Annotated in this window: 15 protein-coding genes; 10 read left to right on the plus strand and 5 right to left on the minus strand. The window is 67.3% G+C overall.

Annotated features, from left to right (window positions below):
* The first annotated feature begins 31 nt into the window (after positions 1-31).
* The 3 genes from ACIBH1_RS00715 to ACIBH1_RS00725 all read left to right on the plus strand — a co-directional run bounded on the left by ACIBH1_RS00715 (position 32) and on the right by ACIBH1_RS00725 (position 3,914).
* Entirely contained in the window at positions 32-733 is a 702-nt protein-coding gene (locus ACIBH1_RS00715; protein WP_397311450.1) for a metal-dependent transcriptional regulator, read from the plus strand.
* Between the two features lie 120 nt (positions 734-853).
* Positions 854-3,085, plus strand: a complete 2,232-nt coding sequence (locus tag ACIBH1_RS00720) for a SpoIIE family protein phosphatase (protein WP_397311451.1) — start codon at positions 854-856, stop codon at positions 3,083-3,085.
* 58 nt (positions 3,086-3,143) lie between these two features.
* Positions 3,144-3,914 carry an alpha/beta fold hydrolase gene (locus ACIBH1_RS00725; RefSeq protein ID WP_397311452.1) on the plus strand — a complete coding sequence of 257 codons (771 nt, stop codon included), beginning with the start codon at positions 3,144-3,146 and terminating at the stop codon, positions 3,912-3,914.
* On the opposite strand, the gene ACIBH1_RS00730 is transcribed toward ACIBH1_RS00725, so the two are convergent.
* Complete coding sequence (locus ACIBH1_RS00730; protein WP_397311453.1) at positions 3,886-4,050, minus strand: hypothetical protein; 165 nt, start codon at positions 4,048-4,050, stop codon at positions 3,886-3,888. The two genes, ACIBH1_RS00725 and ACIBH1_RS00730, sit on opposite strands and share 29 nt — an antisense overlap.
* Before the next feature lie 15 nt (positions 4,051-4,065).
* Positions 4,066-5,211, minus strand: a complete 1,146-nt coding sequence (locus tag ACIBH1_RS00735) for an acyl-CoA dehydrogenase family protein (RefSeq protein ID WP_397311454.1) — start codon at positions 5,209-5,211, stop codon at positions 4,066-4,068.
* Between the two features lie 160 nt (positions 5,212-5,371).
* On the opposite strand from ACIBH1_RS00735, the gene ACIBH1_RS00740 reads away from it, so the two are divergent.
* The 7 genes from ACIBH1_RS00740 (at position 5,372) to ACIBH1_RS00770 (ending at position 12,161) form a co-directional block, all read left to right on the plus strand.
* Positions 5,372-6,742 carry a hypothetical protein gene (locus ACIBH1_RS00740; RefSeq protein WP_397311455.1) on the plus strand — a complete coding sequence of 457 codons (1,371 nt, stop codon included), beginning with the start codon at positions 5,372-5,374 and terminating at the stop codon, positions 6,740-6,742.
* A complete protein-coding gene (locus ACIBH1_RS00745; protein ID WP_397311456.1) occupies positions 6,739-7,494 on the plus strand; it encodes a class F sortase in 756 nt (251 codons plus the stop codon). Before ACIBH1_RS00740 ends, ACIBH1_RS00745 begins: the two co-directional genes overlap by 4 nt.
* Positions 7,495-7,623: 129 nt before the next feature.
* Positions 7,624-8,952 carry a hypothetical protein gene (locus ACIBH1_RS00750; RefSeq protein WP_397311457.1) on the plus strand — a complete coding sequence of 443 codons (1,329 nt, stop codon included), beginning with the start codon at positions 7,624-7,626 and terminating at the stop codon, positions 8,950-8,952.
* A complete protein-coding gene (locus tag ACIBH1_RS00755; RefSeq protein WP_397311458.1) occupies positions 8,949-9,668 on the plus strand; it encodes a class F sortase in 720 nt (239 codons plus the stop codon). The genes ACIBH1_RS00750 and ACIBH1_RS00755 overlap by 4 nt, the downstream gene beginning before the upstream one ends.
* A gap of 10 nt (positions 9,669-9,678) precedes the next feature.
* Entirely contained in the window at positions 9,679-10,287 is a 609-nt protein-coding gene (locus ACIBH1_RS00760) for a hypothetical protein (protein WP_397311459.1), read from the plus strand.
* Between the two features lie 35 nt (positions 10,288-10,322).
* Entirely contained in the window at positions 10,323-10,922 is a 600-nt protein-coding gene (locus ACIBH1_RS00765; RefSeq protein WP_397311460.1) for a TIGR03086 family metal-binding protein, read from the plus strand.
* A gap of 93 nt (positions 10,923-11,015) precedes the next feature.
* The gene (locus ACIBH1_RS00770; RefSeq protein WP_397311461.1) at positions 11,016-12,161 is read left to right on the plus strand and encodes an acetyl-CoA C-acetyltransferase; all 1,146 of its coding nucleotides are present in this window, start codon (positions 11,016-11,018) and stop codon (positions 12,159-12,161) included.
* Positions 12,162-12,444: 283 nt separating this feature from the next.
* On the opposite strand, the gene ACIBH1_RS00775 is transcribed toward ACIBH1_RS00770, so the two are convergent.
* The 3 genes from ACIBH1_RS00775 to ACIBH1_RS00785 form a co-directional block, all read right to left on the minus strand.
* Positions 12,445-13,329 (minus strand): carbohydrate ABC transporter permease, encoded by an 885-nt coding sequence (locus ACIBH1_RS00775; protein ID WP_397311462.1) that lies wholly within the window; start codon positions 13,327-13,329, stop codon positions 12,445-12,447.
* The gene (locus ACIBH1_RS00780) at positions 13,329-14,249 is read right to left on the minus strand and encodes a carbohydrate ABC transporter permease (RefSeq protein WP_397311463.1); all 921 of its coding nucleotides are present in this window, start codon (positions 14,247-14,249) and stop codon (positions 13,329-13,331) included. Before ACIBH1_RS00780 ends, ACIBH1_RS00775 begins: the two co-directional genes overlap by 1 nt.
* Positions 14,250-14,312: 63 nt before the next feature.
* Positions 14,313-15,629 (minus strand): extracellular solute-binding protein, encoded by a 1,317-nt coding sequence (locus ACIBH1_RS00785; RefSeq protein WP_397311464.1) that lies wholly within the window; start codon positions 15,627-15,629, stop codon positions 14,313-14,315.
* Positions 15,630-15,706 lie beyond the last annotated feature (77 nt).

Here is a 15,706-nt window from a genome sequence, read left to right on the forward strand (position 1 = left end):
CGTCGGACGTAGCATTCAGGGAGGAGGAGCCTTGACCGCACACGGCCTGATCGACACCACGGAGATGTACCTCCGGACGATCTACGAGCTCGAGGAGGAGGGGATCGTTCCCCTCCGTGCCCGCATTGCCGAACGGCTCCAGCAGAGCGGCCCCACCGTGAGCCAGACCGTCGCGCGCATGGAGCGTGACGGGTTGGTCCGCGTCGAGGGTGACCGGCACCTTTCCATGACCGATCTGGGCCGCACCCTGGCCGTTCGCGTCATGCGCAAGCACCGCCTGGCCGAATGCCTGCTCACCCAGGTCATCGGCCTGCCGTGGGAAGAGGTCCACATCGAGGCCTGCCGCTGGGAACACGTCATGTCGGAGTCCGTCGAGACCCGGCTGGTGAAGCTGCTCGACAACCCCACGACCTGCCCCCACGGCAACCCGATCCCGGGCCTGGGCGAGCTCGGCGCGCAGGACGTCGTCGACTCCGACGCCGGACTTCTGCCGATGACCGACCTCGCGGGACCCAGAGATATACCCGTCGTGGTCCGTCGAATTAGCGAACAAGTGCAAAGCGATCCCGCTGTGATGCTTAAACTCAAGCAAGTTGGGATACAACCCGGACGCGAGGTCACGCTCGCGGCGAGCGACGACGGTGTGCGGGTGACAGGTGACGACGAATCGGACAACACTCTCGCGGAGCTGCCGCGTGAGGTTGCCGTGCACGTCTTCGTCACGACCCGGTGACCGTGGGCGTCCGGGCTGGTTGAATCCCCTATGGGAGGCCCTCCACTCCCCGGACACGACTGTTGCAGGAGCGCCAGTGGTTCGCTTTTCGCACATTCCTCCCCGAGGAGTGGTCTCCGGATGAAACGTTGGGGTGATCTGTCCCAGGACGCGGTGGACCATCTCTCCGCGGCTTCTGTGCTCGATCATGCCGAGATGGCGGTGGTCGTCACCGACCGCTTCAGCAACCTGCTGTACTGGAACCCGTTCGCCGAACGGCTGTTCGGCCGGGTCGGGCGGCCGCCGTCGGGTCAGTCGTCGGTGCTCTCGCTGGGCATCATGGAGAAGGACCATCCTCTCGCCATCGAACTGGCCAAGCACGTGCTCAAGGGCGGCGTCTGGGAGGGCACGTTCGACGTCAAGCGCGGCGACGGCACGATGATCTACGTCCGGGCCCAGGCCGTGCCCCTGCGGCACTCCTCCGGCTCGGTCACCGGCATCGTCATCACCGCCCGCGAGGCGCTGCGCAGCAACGAGCGCGAGAAGGATCGTTTCGGGCTTCTGGAACGTATCGGTGAGAAGCTGGCAGGCTCGCTGAACGTCGAAGAGACGCTCAAGCGCGTGGCCGAGATGCTGGTGCCGCAGTTCGCCGACCACTGCTTCATCGAGCTGATGGAGGGCGACCGGCTGGTGCGCCGGGTCTCCCAGCACGTCCAGGGCTGGACTCCTCCGCCCGGCACGTGGAAGCAGGTGGGCGCCGAGATCCACTACCCGGTCGGCCACTACGCCGACACCGCGATCCGCCGCCAGGAGACCATCCTGGTCGAAGACTTCGCCTCCAGCTCCTTCCCCAGCCCCGGCGAGGGCAGCGCCAAGGCGTGCAGCGAGGTCGGCATGACCTCGGCCATCGTCGCCCCGCTGTCGGTGCGCGGCGAGACCCTCGGCCTGATGTATCTGGGCCTGTCCAACCTGACCGACCGGCGCAGCCCCCACTACGACGCCTTCGACCGCGACTTCGTGGGCGCCATCGCCACCCGCGTGGCCCTGGCCATCGACAACGCGCTGCTGTTCGAGGAGGAGCGGCACACCGCCGAGTCCTTCCAGAAGAACCTGCTGCCCCGCGCGCTGCCCACCCTCGACGGGCTCGACATCGCGGTGCGCTACTACCCCGCCGCCCCGCTGGCCTCCCACGGCCAGGGCATCCAGACCCAGGTCGGCGGCGACTGGTACGACGTGATCCCGCTGTCGGCCGGCCGGGTCGGCATCGTCATCGGCGACGTCGAAGGACGCGGAGCCAAGGCGGCCGCCATCATGGGCCAGCTGCGCGCCGCCCTGCGCGCCTTCGCCCAGGACGACAAGCCGCCCGCCGACATCCTGGCCAAGCTCGACGAGTGGACGCGGGTGATCTCCACCCCCGAATACGACGAGAACGGCCACGAGATCAGCGTGCCGCCGATCGTGACCTGCCAGTACCTGGTCTACGACGCCTGGTCGCGCCAGCTGTCCTACGCCAACGCCGGCCACGCGCCGCCCCTGCTGCTGCGCGACGGCATCTGCACCGAGCTCGACATCCAGGAGGTCGGCCAGCCCCTGGGCGTGCGCGCCAAGGGCGTCCACGCCGACCTCGTCTACAAGGAGGAGACCCTCACCCTCCCGCGCGGCGCGACCCTCCTGCTCTACACCGACGGCCTGGTCGACCGGCGTCCCAGCCGCGAGTCCGGCGGTCACATGCCGAGCGACGAGGAGACGCTGGGCGTCCTGTGCGAAGAGCTCTCCAAGATCACCGATTCTCCCGTCGAGCAGATCGCCGAGGCCGCCACGCAGGCGGTGCCCGGCGAGATCGACGACGACATGGCGATCCTGGTGATCCGCTCCAGCTACGACAACCTCGACGTCGAGGAGCGCACCTTCCCCGCCCAGCCGATCATGGTGGGCGAGGCGCGCCGCATGGCCGCCGAGGCCTTCACCGGCTGGCAGGTGCCGGAGGAACGAGCCGAGCTCGCCTGCCTGCTGGTCTCCGAGGTCGTCACCAACGTCGTGCTCCACGCCGCCAGCGCCAGCATCCCGCGCAGCCGCGAGCTCGTCATGGAGGGCCCGCCGCTGCCGTTCGAGGAGTCCTGGGACGTTCCAGGCTTCGAGGACGAAGTGCTGGGCGACAAGGAGTTCACCCTGCGCATCAGGCGGGGCGAGGAGTCGGTCTGGATCGAGGTCTTCGACCAGGACCTGCGCCTGCCGCGCATCCGCAGCGCCGGAGAGAACGACGAGGGCGGCCGCGGCCTCTACCTGGTCGACCAGCTCGCCAAACGGTGGGGCTCACGCCCGACCAAGGAGGGCAAGGCCGTCTGGTTCGAGATCCCCACACGCGGCCGTTAGGTTTCCGGTCCCTGGCGGGTACTTGGGCGTATCCGCCATGAGTGATTAGGTGGTCGGCATGGAGCTGGCCTTCGAGCGCCGGGGTTCCGGCGAGCCTCTGATCCTCGTGCACGGCATCGGGCACCACCTGAAAGGGTGGGCGCCGGTCATGGACCGGCTGGCGGCCTCGCATGACGTGATCGCCGTCGACCTGCCCGGCTTCGGCGCCTCGCCAGGGCTGCCCGCCGGCGTGCCGTACACCGCCGAGTCCCTGGCCGACGCGGTCGAATCCTTCTGCGCGCTGCTCGGCGTGCGCGAGCCGCACGTGGCGGGCAACTCGCTGGGCGGCTACATCGCGCTCGAGCTGGCCTCGCGCGGGGTGGTCCGTACGGCGACCGCGATCTCTCCCGCGGGCTTCTGGTCGCGCGGCGAGCTGCTGTGGTGCCAGGGAGTCCTGCGCATGATGCGGGCCTCGGCGCAGGCGATGGATCCCGGGCCGATCGCCGAGAACCCGGTCGGCCGCGCCCTGTCGGCCGGCCTGATCGTCGCCCGCCCGTCCCGCCTGGCTCCCTCGGCCCTGGTCGACGCCACGCTGGCGCTGGCCGGATGCGAGGGCTTCGACGAGACGCTGGAGTCGTTCAGCGGGCTCATGCCGCCCGCGCCGCCCAAGTCGCCCATCACCATCGCGTGGGGCGAGCACGACCGGCTGCTGCTGCGCCGCCAGGCCGTGCGCGCGGCCAGGTGGTCGGGGCAGCGGGTCAAGCTGCTGCGCGGCTGCGGGCACGTGCCGATGAGCGACGATCCGGCGCTGGTGGCATCGGTCATCCTCGAAGCGTCTGGCCCCAGATGAGCAACATGGCGATGATGAAGACGATCATCACGCCCGCGTAGCCGACGGGGCCGAGACGTAACTTCTTGCGGACCCAGTTGAGCCCGATGGCGAACAACAACGCCAGGAAGACCAGGAGGATCAGGCCGCCATCCATATCTCCCAGTATGGGTCAGATGTCGAGTGACCGGCCGATGATTTCCTTCATGATCTCGGTCGTCCCGCCGTAGATCGTCTGGACCCTGCTGTCGAGCCAGGCCTTGGCGACGGGGTACTCCATCATGTAGCCGTAGCCGCCGTGCAGTTGCAGGCAGCGGTCGATCACCTTGACCTGCAGTTCGGTCGTCCACCACTTGGCCTTGGCGGCGTCGACCACGGAGAGCTGCTTGGCGTTGAGGGCCAGAATGCACTTGTCGATGTAGTGGCGGGCGATCTCGACCTCGGTGGCGAGTTCGGCCAGCACGAACCTCGTGTTCTGAAATTTCCCGATATTGCGCCCGAACGCCTGCCTGGTCCTGCAGTACTCCAGCGTCATCTCCAGCACGGCCTCCGCCGCCCCCACCGCCACCACCGCGATGGACAACCGCTCCTGCGGCAGGTTGTTCATCAGCTGGAAGAAGCCCTCGCCCTCGTTCTCGCCGAGCCGGTTCTCCACCGGCACGCGCACGTTGTCGAAGAACAGCTCCGCGGTGTCCTGCGCCTTCAGGCCCACCTTCTCCAGGTTCCTGCCGCGCTCGAAACCCTCCATGCCCCGCTCCACGACCAGCAACGTCGTGCCGCGCGCGCCCGCCGACGGATCGGTCTTGGCCACCACCACGACCAGGTCCGAGTTGATGCCGTTCGTGATGAACGTCTTCTGCCCGTTCACCACGTAGTGATCGCCTTCGCGGATCGCCGTCGTGCGGATGCCCTGCAGGTCGCTGCCCGCGCCCGGCTCCGTCATCGCGATCGCCGTGATCAGCTCACCGCTCACGAAGCCAGGCAACCAGCGCTGCTTCTGCTCCTCGTTCGTCAGCTCCGTCAGATAGGGCGCCACGACGTCGTTGTGCAGCCCCCAGCCCAGACCGGAGGCGCCGGTCTTGATGATCTCCTCGATGATCACCGAGTTGTAGCGGAAGTCGGTGATCCCCGACCCGCCGTACTCCTCGCCCACGCCGAAGCCGAACATGCCGATCTCTCCGGCCTTCTTCCAGACCTCGCGGGGGACGATGCCGTCCTTCTCCCACTGGCCATGGTGCGGGGCGACCTCCCGGGCCATGAACTCTCGGAGGGTCTCCTGGAAGAGCAGGTGCTCTTCTTCGAAGAGGTCTCGCTGCATGTGCGCTCCTGGGGTGTTTTTGGAGGCAGAATAACGTTCTACTACCTGCTGGTATACCCCTTGCGACACGGGTTCATCACAAGTGCACGTGCTGGCTCCGCTTGGTCAACGTTTCACCTCTAAGATCTACCTTTGGTTTAGTGTGTGAATGGAGTGACCCGTGAGTCGGATGCGTTTGGCGTTGCTCGCCTCGGCCGTCGGGCTGTCTTCGGCGGTCGCCGTGATCGCCGTCTCCGGGCCGGCTGTGGCTGACACCTCGTTGATCGTGAAGTACCACTGTGTCGGCGGCGTGGCCGGCGCCCTCGGCGTCGACGTCGAAGCGGCCGTCACCCCCAAGGTCGAACCGGGACCCAAGCTGCGCATCGACTGGGCGCTGACCTATCTCGGGCAGCGCCGTTTCGGCTCGCCCGGATACTTCGCGGCGGGCTCGCAGCTGAACCTCCAGGGCACGGTCAACCTGACCGGCGCCTGGAACGGCGAGCTGCGACCGGCGAGCACCACCGCCCAGGACGCGCTCAAGCCCGGCGACTTCCTCAAGGCACCCGCCGGCCTGTCCGACGCCGGGTCCATCGACAAGACCGGCACCATCCGCATCACTCCCACCGGCCTGGCCGTGCGCTTCACCCCCGCCGAGGGCGAGGTGATGGTCAACAACAACGAGACGCCCCCGGTCACGTACAGCGGCACCTGGTGGCACAAGGGTCCGCAGCGGGGCATCGAAGATCACCTCAACGACGTCCACGAGACCGCCACCAAGGACGCCTCCGCGAAGCTCACCTTCATCGGCACCCAGGTCACCTACGTCGGCCGCCGCGCACCCGGCCTCAGCCCGATCAGGGTCCTCCTCGACGGCAAGCCCGTGACCGACCCCCTGGTCGAGCCGGGCAAGGACGAGTCCGGCGAGCCGATGACCGGCACGAGCGCCAAGCAGGACCTCTGGACCTCGCCCGAACTGAAGTACGGCGAGCACACCATCGAGGTCATCAACACCCAGGACGGCACGGCATACCTGGACGCGTTCCGCGTCAAGACCGGCAAGGTCCTCAACCCGCCGGAGCACGACGAGGCGACCTGCGCCCCGATCGGGACGGTCAACTCGATCGACATCACGGTGACCGGACCCTCTCCGAGCCCGACCGGCACCCCCACCAGTACGGGGACGCCCACGAGCACGCCGACCAACACCGCGACCTCGACCCCCACCTCGACGGCCACGACGACGCCACCCACCACGGGCGGGCGTAACCCGGTCATCCAGGCCCCCGAGCACGTCATCGTCAACCACGCCGGCCGCGAGTCGACCACGACGGGCACCCCCACCCCGACCGCCGGGCCGACCGCGACGAAGTACGTCAAGGCCCAGGTCCGCAAGGTCCCCACAGGCGGCGTGGCCTCCGGTGAAGCTCCAGAAACCCCGCTAGAGCCGTACCTCTTGCTGGGAGGCGGGGCCATGCTCCTGTTCTCCAGTACGGCAGGCGGACTGATGTTGCGCCGGCGCAGGGCTGCGCAGGCGAAGGAGGTCTCGGCATGAACAAGAAGGCACTCCCGGCACTGCTGGTGGCGGGCTCGCTGACCGGCGTCGGCGCCATCATGGCCGGGCTCCTGACCCTCGCGCCGAGCATCGACGACGGCTCCCGCCCGCTGGCCCAGCCGGTCACCGTGCAGAACGCCGCCGCCTACGAACTGCCCGCCGCCGTGGGGGGTGGCGGGCTCGGACCCGACGGCATGCCCGTGCCGCTGACGCCGGCCCGCTACGAGGCGCCCCCGCCTCCGGCCGCCGACCCGGCCGCCAAGGTCGTCAAGCCCTTCGCCTCCAGCAAGGGCAAGGCCAAGCCGACCCGCATCCGCATCCCCAAGATCAAGGTCAACGCCCCGATCGGCTCCGTCAGTGTCAACGACAAGGGTGAGCTCGGCACCCCGTCGCTGACCAAGCCCAACCTGACCGCCTGGTACCGCTTCTCTCCGGTGCCCGGCGAGGTCGGCCCCGCGATCATCAACGGCCACGTCAACACCCGCAAGGGCGCCGCCGTCTTCAACCGCCTCCACGAGCTGGCCAAGGGTGACCAGATCTACGTGTACCGGTCGGACGGCAAGGTCGTGCGTTACACGGTCAGCGGCATCGAGCAGGTGGGCAAGTCGTCGTTCCCGACCAAGCGGGTCTACGACAACACTTCGGACTCCCAGCTGCGGCTCATCACGTGTGGCGGTGTGTACAACAAGACAGACCACAGCTACACGGACAACGTCATCGTGTACGCGACGCTGACGGCGAAGAAGGGTTAAGGTCGGTCTTTTTTGGGAGTTTCTAGGCGATTTTCAGGGACAGTTCGTAGGATCTCTACCTAACTGTGACCCACGACTGGAATCCTGGGTCGCCTGTTGAACCTGGCCCGTGATGAACGGAGAGAGACAGTGCTGACGTCCAAGGCGTGGCTGGATCGCCTCGTCAAGAAGAGTTCCGCCTTGGGCATTGCGAGTGTGCTCGTCCTCCCCGCGGGTTCTCTGGTCGGCGCCACGACTGCGGCTCAGGCCGCCGTCTTGGCGGACCAGACCATGACGATCAACTACACATGCACGGGCGGGGCCTTCGCCGGGACGACGAACGTCCAGGCGAAGATCACGACCTCGGATACTCTGGCCACGAGCACGACGAATGTGCCAGTGAAGCTGGATTTCATTTCGATCAAGCCCACGAAAGAACTTGCTGCCCAGACCAAAGTCGAGGTCGAGGCCGATCTCACCATCACAGGCGGAACTCCGACTCCGTTGGCGGTCGATCAGGAAGTCACGCTGACCACGGCAGTGGCTGCGAACACCAACGTCACTGTCCCCCAGGACTCTGCCCCGGTGACGGTTGCGTCGGGCAGCACCTCCGTGACCGTGGCGCCCACGACGGTCGGGTCGCTGGGATTGACTCTTCGGACCGTAGTCGGAACCACAGAGGAGGAGTCGGTCTGTAACACCACCAGTTCGACTCCGGCGAACCTCATCACGACCATCGGTGGCGCCGGTGGGGGCGGGACCGCCAAGATCGTCGACTACAAGTGCACTGGTCCGGGCACTAATGACGTTCAGAACGTGCAAATGACCGTCGATCTCACGATGCCGACCAACGCGAAGGTAAATACCCAGTTCAATATCGGCTGGAAAGGCACGTGGGTAGCCGGTAAGGAGCTGAAGGCGCCCGCCACGGGAACATTGCCTGACGCAAAAATCTTCGCCTACGCAACCATCACCGGAATCACGGGCCTGACCTCCGCTACTGGTGAGGGCACCACGGGTGCGATCACGGCGGGTGCGATCATCCCCCTTCCGGCTGCCGCATTCGATCTCAAGACAACCGCGAGCACGGCCGGATCCGGAAAGGTCAAACCCGGTGCCGTCAATTTCGGCTCCAATGCCGGCACGGGAACCACGCCGAAGATCGCGTGTGAGGTCCAGAACGTGAGCGCACTTCAGACGTATGACTTGACCGTTGGCACCGCCACGTCAACCAGCCCCACGGCCACCGCCACCACGAGCACACCCAACCCCACCACCACCCGCACCGTGGTCGTCACCAAGACGCCCGTCGGTGGTGGCGGTGGCGTCACCAAGACGCCCAAGGCCGGTGCCGAGACCGGCGGTGGTGGTGAGCTGGGGCCCGATGGGCGCATGTTCGTGCTCACCGGCTCGGTGATGATCGCCGCTGCGGGAGTGGGCGGCCTCATGATGCGCCGCCGCCGTACCCTCAGAGGGTGACGGTGGACGGAGGAGGCCGGGTTCTCAGGTCCACGCTGATCCTGGCGGCGGTCCTGGGCGTGGTGACGGTCCTGGTCGGGCTGATCGTCATGGTGATGAACCCGGAGGAGTACGGCCTGGCCGACGGCCGTGAGTCGTTGAGCCTGGCCGCGCAGCCCGAGGCGAAGAAGCAGGAGCCGAAGCAGATCCTGTGGTCGGCTCCGCCGGATCAGCCGCCGCCGTTGCCGTCGATCACGCCGGCGGCGCCGATGCAGCCGAGCACGCCGACTCGGTTGATCATTAAGCGGCTCGGCATCGACGCGCCGGTCGAGGACGTGGGGATGGACAGGGAGGGGTTCATCGAGACCCCGCCGATCTCCAACAAGAACCTGGTCGGCTGGTACCGGCATGGCCCGACGGCGGGGGAGAACGGCCCGGCGGTGATGCTCGGGCACAAGGACACGCGCACGGGCAGCGCCGTGTTCAGCCGGGTGGGCGAGATCAAGTACGGCGACGTGATCGAGGTGAAGCGTCGCGACGGCACCACGGCGGTGTTCACCGTGGGCGGCGTGGAGCAGGTCGGCAAGAAGGTCTTCCCGACGCAGCGGGTTTACGGTGATCAGACGAACGCTCAGCTACATCTGATCACCTGTGGCGGCATCTACAACAGGAACACGGGCCACTACACCGACAACATCATCGTCTACGCGACGATGACCAGTTCGTTCAGGTCGTGAGGAGAGCGGCATGGGCTGGTTGGCAAAGCGCAGGTTGAGGACCGGCCCTACGGCGGCGTTGCCGCGCAAGCCGGAGGATCTCCTGGAGATCGTGAAGCTGGCCGACCCGGACGCCCGCAAGGACGGTGAGGACATCCTGGCGGCCGACTGCCGCATTCACGCGCCGGTCGAGGTCGAGCCGGAGCTGGTGGGCGGCGAGTTCGAGACGGTGTGGGCGATCCAGGTCAAGGCCGAGGGTCCGCTGCCGTTCGACTACTTCGACCGTTATCTGGCCGAGGGGATCGCCAGCCGCCTCGACGGGCTGGTGGTGTGCCGTGGTGAGGTGACGGATCCGCAGGACGAGCCGGGCAAGTGGCTGGTGCTGCTGCAGTCGATGCCGCCGCTCGAGCAGTTGGAAGAGCTGCTGGGCGAGTCGGAGGAGAAGGAGTACGGGGTCGTCGCGTTCGGGGAGGAGGCGGTGCTGATCCCGGTCGGGGATCCGTCGCCCATGGGCCGCACGCTGGAGCCGTACTCCGACGAGCCGGTGCGGATCGAGACGAAGGAGGAGGGTGACGCGATGCGGATCGCGGAGGCCTTCCAGGGGATCGTGGTGGATCGCTGGCGGTTCCGCGTCGATTAGTGGAATAGATCATTCCGTTCTGCTATAGTAGAGGCATGACGGAAGGAACCATCATGAGCTGGGAAATCCTCGACGACGCACACAAGGCGCTGCGCACGGCTGTCGCGGGCGTGTCCGGGCAGGACGGCTGGAACCAGGCGACCCCCTGCGAGCGCTGGACTGTCGCGCAGGTGTTGCAGCACGCCGCGGGCGACCAGATCGGCTTCGCCGCCGCGATCACCGGTGGTCCTGGTCCCGACGAGGACCCCTTCGCCCCCTCGGGCACGCTGGCGGGGGATCCCGCCGAGCTCGCAGAGCGGGCGATGCGGGCCTCCGCCGCGGCCTTCGGCACGGTGGCCCGTGACGACGAGGCGGTGCCGACGCCGATCCCGCCGCACTCGTTCCCGGCCGATCTGGCCGTGGGCGCCTGTGCGCTCGACGCCGCCGTGCACGCGTGGGACATCGCGATGGCCACCGGTCAGGACTCGCCACTCACCCCTGAGCTGGCGCGGGCGCTGATGCCCACGGCCCGGGTGATCGTCGACCCGGTGCGTGCCTGGGGCGCGTACGCCGAGGCGCTGCCCGAGATCGAGGGCGACGACGATGTGGAGGCGCTGCTCCGCTACCTGGGCCGCGACCCTCACTGGAAGGCCTAGGCGCAACGGCGGCACAGCGCTGGGCCGTGCCCCTGTAGCAGAACGAGGTTCTGTTATAAGCTTCCACTGACCGAATAAAGCTCTGGAGGCATCGTGGCAGAGGCGTACATCGTCGGGGCGGTCCGAACCCCGGTCGGAAAGAAGAAGGGTGGGCTGTCCACGGTCCACCCCACCGACCTGGCCGCCCACACGCTGAAGGCACTCATCGAGCGCACGGGTGTCGACCCCGCCGCCGTCGAAGACGTGATCATGGGCTGTGTCATGCAGTTCGGCCCGCAGAGCATGGACATCGCGCGCAACGCGTGGCTGTCGGCCGGGCTGCCGGAGACCACCGCCGGTGTGACCATCGACCGGCAGTGCGGCTCTTCGCAGCAGTCCATCCACTTCGCCGCGCAGGGTGTCATGTCGGGCACCCAGGACCTGGTGGTCGCCGCCGGCGTGGAGTCCATGAGCATCGTCCCGATGGGCTCGTCCATCACCGCCGCGCTGGAGAAGGGCATGCCCTTCCCGTTCGGCCAGGGATGGGTCGACCGGTACGGCAAGCAGGAGATCTCGCAGTTCCGCGGCGCGGAGCTGATGTGCAAGAAGTGGGACCTGTCCCGCGAAGACCTGGAGAAGTTCGCCTACGAGAGCCACCAGCGCGCCGCCAAGGCGATCGCCAACGGCTACTTCAAGGACCAGATCGCCCCGATCAACGGCGTCGAGGACGACGAGGGCCCGCGGCCCGACTCCACCCTGGAGAAGCTGGCGGGCCTGAAGACGCTGAAGGAGGACGGCGTCATCACCGCCGCCACCTCCAGCCAGATCTCCGACGGCTCGGGCGCGGTCCTGATCGCCTCCGAGGCGGCGGTGAAGGCGCACAACCTGACCCCGCGCGCCCGCATCACCCAGCTCGCCCTGCTCGGCGACGACCCGGTCTACATGCTGACCGCGCCGATCCCGGCGACGCAGCTGGCGCTGAAGAAGGCCGGACTGTCGATCGACGACATCGACGTCACCGAGATCAACGAGGCGTTCGCCCCGGTCCCGCTGGCGTGGATCAAGGAGCTCGGCGCCGACCCGGCCAAGGTCAACCCCAACGGCGGCGCGATCGCCCTGGGTCACCCGCTGGGCGGCACCGGCGCGATCCTGATGACGAAGCTGCTGCACGAGCTCGAGCGCACGGGCGGCAGGTACGGCCTGCAGACCATGTGCGAGGGCGGCGGCCAGGCCAACGTCACGATCATCGAGAGGCTCTAGCCGGAAAAGCGGAACCCCGCCTCGTCAGACGAGGCGGGGTTCCCAGGTGTGGTCATCGGCCCTTCGGCGGGATGCGGCGCGGCGGCGCGATGGGCCGCTGCGGCATCTTCGGCAGCGAAGGATGGATCTGACCGGGAAGCTGCTTCTTCTTGCCAATGGCGCGGACGCGCATGCGAGATCTCCTTTACCTGGTGAGTTCGGAACGGATTGAGCTGCTGACGAATCACAGGTAAATGCGCATGCCGTACACGTTAGGAGCTCGCCGGGGCGAGCCGCAACGCATTTATTTGATGGAGCCGGCGGTCAGGCCGCCCACCACCTTCCGCTCGATGAGCGCGAACAGGATGATCACCGGGATGGTGGCGATCACCGAGCCGGCGAACAGCTCCTGCCAGTTCACGGAGTACTGCCCCATGTAGGACTGCAGGGCCACCGGCAGCGGCTGGTTCTCGGGCGAGGTGGTCAGCGTGAGGGCCACCACGAACTCGTTCCACGCGGCGATGAAGGTGAAGATCAGCGCGGTGATGACACCCGGCATGGCCAGCGGCAGCGTCACGCGGAAGAGCGCGCCGAAGCGGCCGTTGCCGTCGATGAAGGCGGCCTCCTCCAGCTCGCGCGGGATGGAGGAGAAGTAGGCGTTGAGGATCCAGACCGCGAAGGCGAGGTTGAAGCCGCCGTTGACCAGGATCAGCGAGAGCACCGAGTCGACCATGCCGAAGGTGAAGAACTCGCGGTAGATGCCGACGACCATGGCGGTCGGCTGGAACATCTGGGTGACGAGCACCAGGACCAGGAAGACGTTGCGTCCCCTGAAGTTGTGCCGGGCGGTGTAGTAGGCCGCGGGCAGCGCCACCAGCAGCACCAGGATCGTCGAACCCGCGGCGACCTGGAGCGAGACGTTCAGGTTGTGCGCCAGGCCCGTGCTCCAGAAGCCGGTGATGGCCGAGAAGTCGAACCGCTCGGGGAACCACACCGCGCTGCGCAGCTCGGTCTGCGGCCGCAGCGAGATGAGGATCATCACCAGGTACGGGAAGAGGAAGAAGAACCCGATCAGGTAGGCCGCTGCCGCGATGATCGTCGTCTTCAGCCTGGGCATGCCGCGGCTGCGGCGCCGGTGGGGGGCGACGTGCCGGTGACGGACCGGGGTGGGGGCGGTCTGGGTCGCCATCAGGCCACCTCCTGCTTCCAGCGCGAGACCTTGAGGAAGATGAGGGTGAGCACGATCACCATGCCGAAGTTGACCACCGACATCGCGGCGGACTCGCCGATGTTGGAGCCCTTGAGGATGTACATGAAGATCGTCGACGTCGAGGTGTCGTACTCGGGCCCGCCCTTGGTCATCGCCCAGATGATCGGGAAGCTGTTGAAGACGTTCATCACGTTGATCAGCGCCGCGACCATGAGCGCCGGGCGCAGCAGCGGCAGGGTGATGGACCAGTACGTGCGGAACTTGCCCGCGCCGTCCATCCTGGCCGCCTCGTAGACGTCGGCCGGGATCGTCGCCAGACCGGCGAGCAGCGCGTAGGTCGTGAACGGGACGGAGACGAAGACCGCCACGAAGATCAGCCACGGGAACGACGTCGAGGCGTTGCCGAGCTGGTCGGCCGCCTCCCCGCCCATCGCGCTGAGCAGGCCGAGCGAGCTCGGCTCGATGCCGAACGTGTCGTGGACGAACGTGCCCAGATCCCACCGGATCACGTTGAGGATGCCGACCTCGGGATCGAGCATCCAGCGGAAGACGATCGCCGTCATCAGCACGGAGGCCGCCCACGGCGCGATCAGCGCCCACCTGGCCAGCTTGCGGCCGGGGAACTTCTGGTTGAACAGCTGCGCCAGGGCCAGCGAGATCACCACGGTGAGGGCGACGACCGCCACCACCCAGATCACGCTGCGGACCATGACGTCGCCGAAGACCCGCTCGCCGAAGAGCTTGGCGTAGTTGGCGAAGCCCGCCGAACCACGAACGACGCCGAACCGGCTGATCTCCAGGAACGACGACCGGATCATCTCCACGACCGGCCAGATCACCACCGCGGCGATCAGCAGGACCGCAGGCCCCACCCAGGCGAGGGGCTCCCACTTCTTCATGTCACCCTCCATAGGGGTACGGCGGAGCCGGTCGTGCCCGGCTCCGCCGTACGACGATCAAGATCAGCCGGCCTCAGCGACCTTCTGGAGCTCACCGAGGACCGCCGCCGGGTCGCCGCTGACGGCCCCGCCGATGGTCTGCTTGATCTGGGTGTTCACGTCGGACCACTTCGGGTCCTGGAACGGGTAGAAGCTGGCGTTGGGCAGCGCGTCGAGGAACGGCTTGAGCTTCTCGTCGCCCGACAGCTTCTGGATGCCGCCGTTGGTGACGGGCAGCAGCTTGTAGAGGTCCACGATCTTCTCGGCGGCCGGGCCGGTGTAGAAGAAGTCGAAGAACTTCTTGATCTCTTCGCCGTGGTTGTTCTTGTTGAACGCCATGATCCAGTCCATGACGCCCAGGGTCGTGTCGAGCGGGCCGGTCTTGCCGGGGATCGCCACGACGCCGTACTTGTCCTTCACGGCGCCCTTGTCGAAGATCGGGATCGACATGGGGCCGCCGTTGGCCATGCCCACCTTGCCCGCGGCGAAGTCCTCCCAGACCGTCTTGCGGTCCTTGGTGCCGGGGTTCGGGGTGGTCAGGCCGGCGTCGACCAGGCCCTTGATGTACTGGAAGGTCTCGACGTTCTGGGCGGAGTTGATCGCCCACTTGCCGGAGGCGTCCTTGTAGCCGCCGCCGTTGCCGAGCATCCACAGGAACGACTCGCCCTGTGCCTCCTCCTGGCCCAGCGGGAGGCCGAAGGGCTGCGAGACACCGGAGGCCTTGAGCTTCTCGGCCGCGGCCTTCAGCTCGTCCCAGGTCTTCGGCGGCTCGGTGATGCCGGCCTTCTCGAACAGCTCCTTGTTGTAGAACAGGGCGCGGGCCGAGGAGACGAACGGCAGGCCGTAGGAGGTGCCGTCGACCTTGCCGAAGTCGGCGAACTTGGTCAGCAGGTCCTGCTGGACGTTCGGGGAGACGATCTCCTCGACCTTGTGCAGCAGGCCGTCCTTGACGAAGCCGGAGTAGTCGCCGGTCTGCAGGATGTCCGGCGGCTGGCCGTTCTGGACCATCGTCGCGACCTGCTTGTCGATGTCGTTCCAGTTGATGACCTGGACGTCGACCTTGATGTTCGGGTTGGCCTTCTGGAACTCGTCGACGACGCTCTTCCAGAAGCTCTCGCCGGAGTTGGCCGCTCCGGGGCCGTCGCCGTAGTCGGCGGCGACCATCTTCAACGTCACCTGACCGCCTTCGGCGGCCTTGGTCTCGCCGCCGCCCTGAGTTCCGGTGCCGGAACCGGAGCCGCAGCTGGCGAGGGTGAGCATGGTGGCGACGGCCAGTACGGCCCCGCCCACGAACTTCTTGTTCACCGTCTGAACCGCCTTCTCGTCGGGCGGGTGGTCCATACCAGTTGGGACCCCGCCCAGGATTGGGGGTGCGACAGAGCGACAGCTCCACGCGTTTGCGTCAGCGTAGGCCGGTG

Origin of the sequence: Nonomuraea sp. NPDC050663 (assembly GCF_044456985.1) — a bacterium.
Taxonomy (GTDB): Bacteria; Actinomycetota; Actinomycetes; order Streptosporangiales; family Streptosporangiaceae; genus Nonomuraea.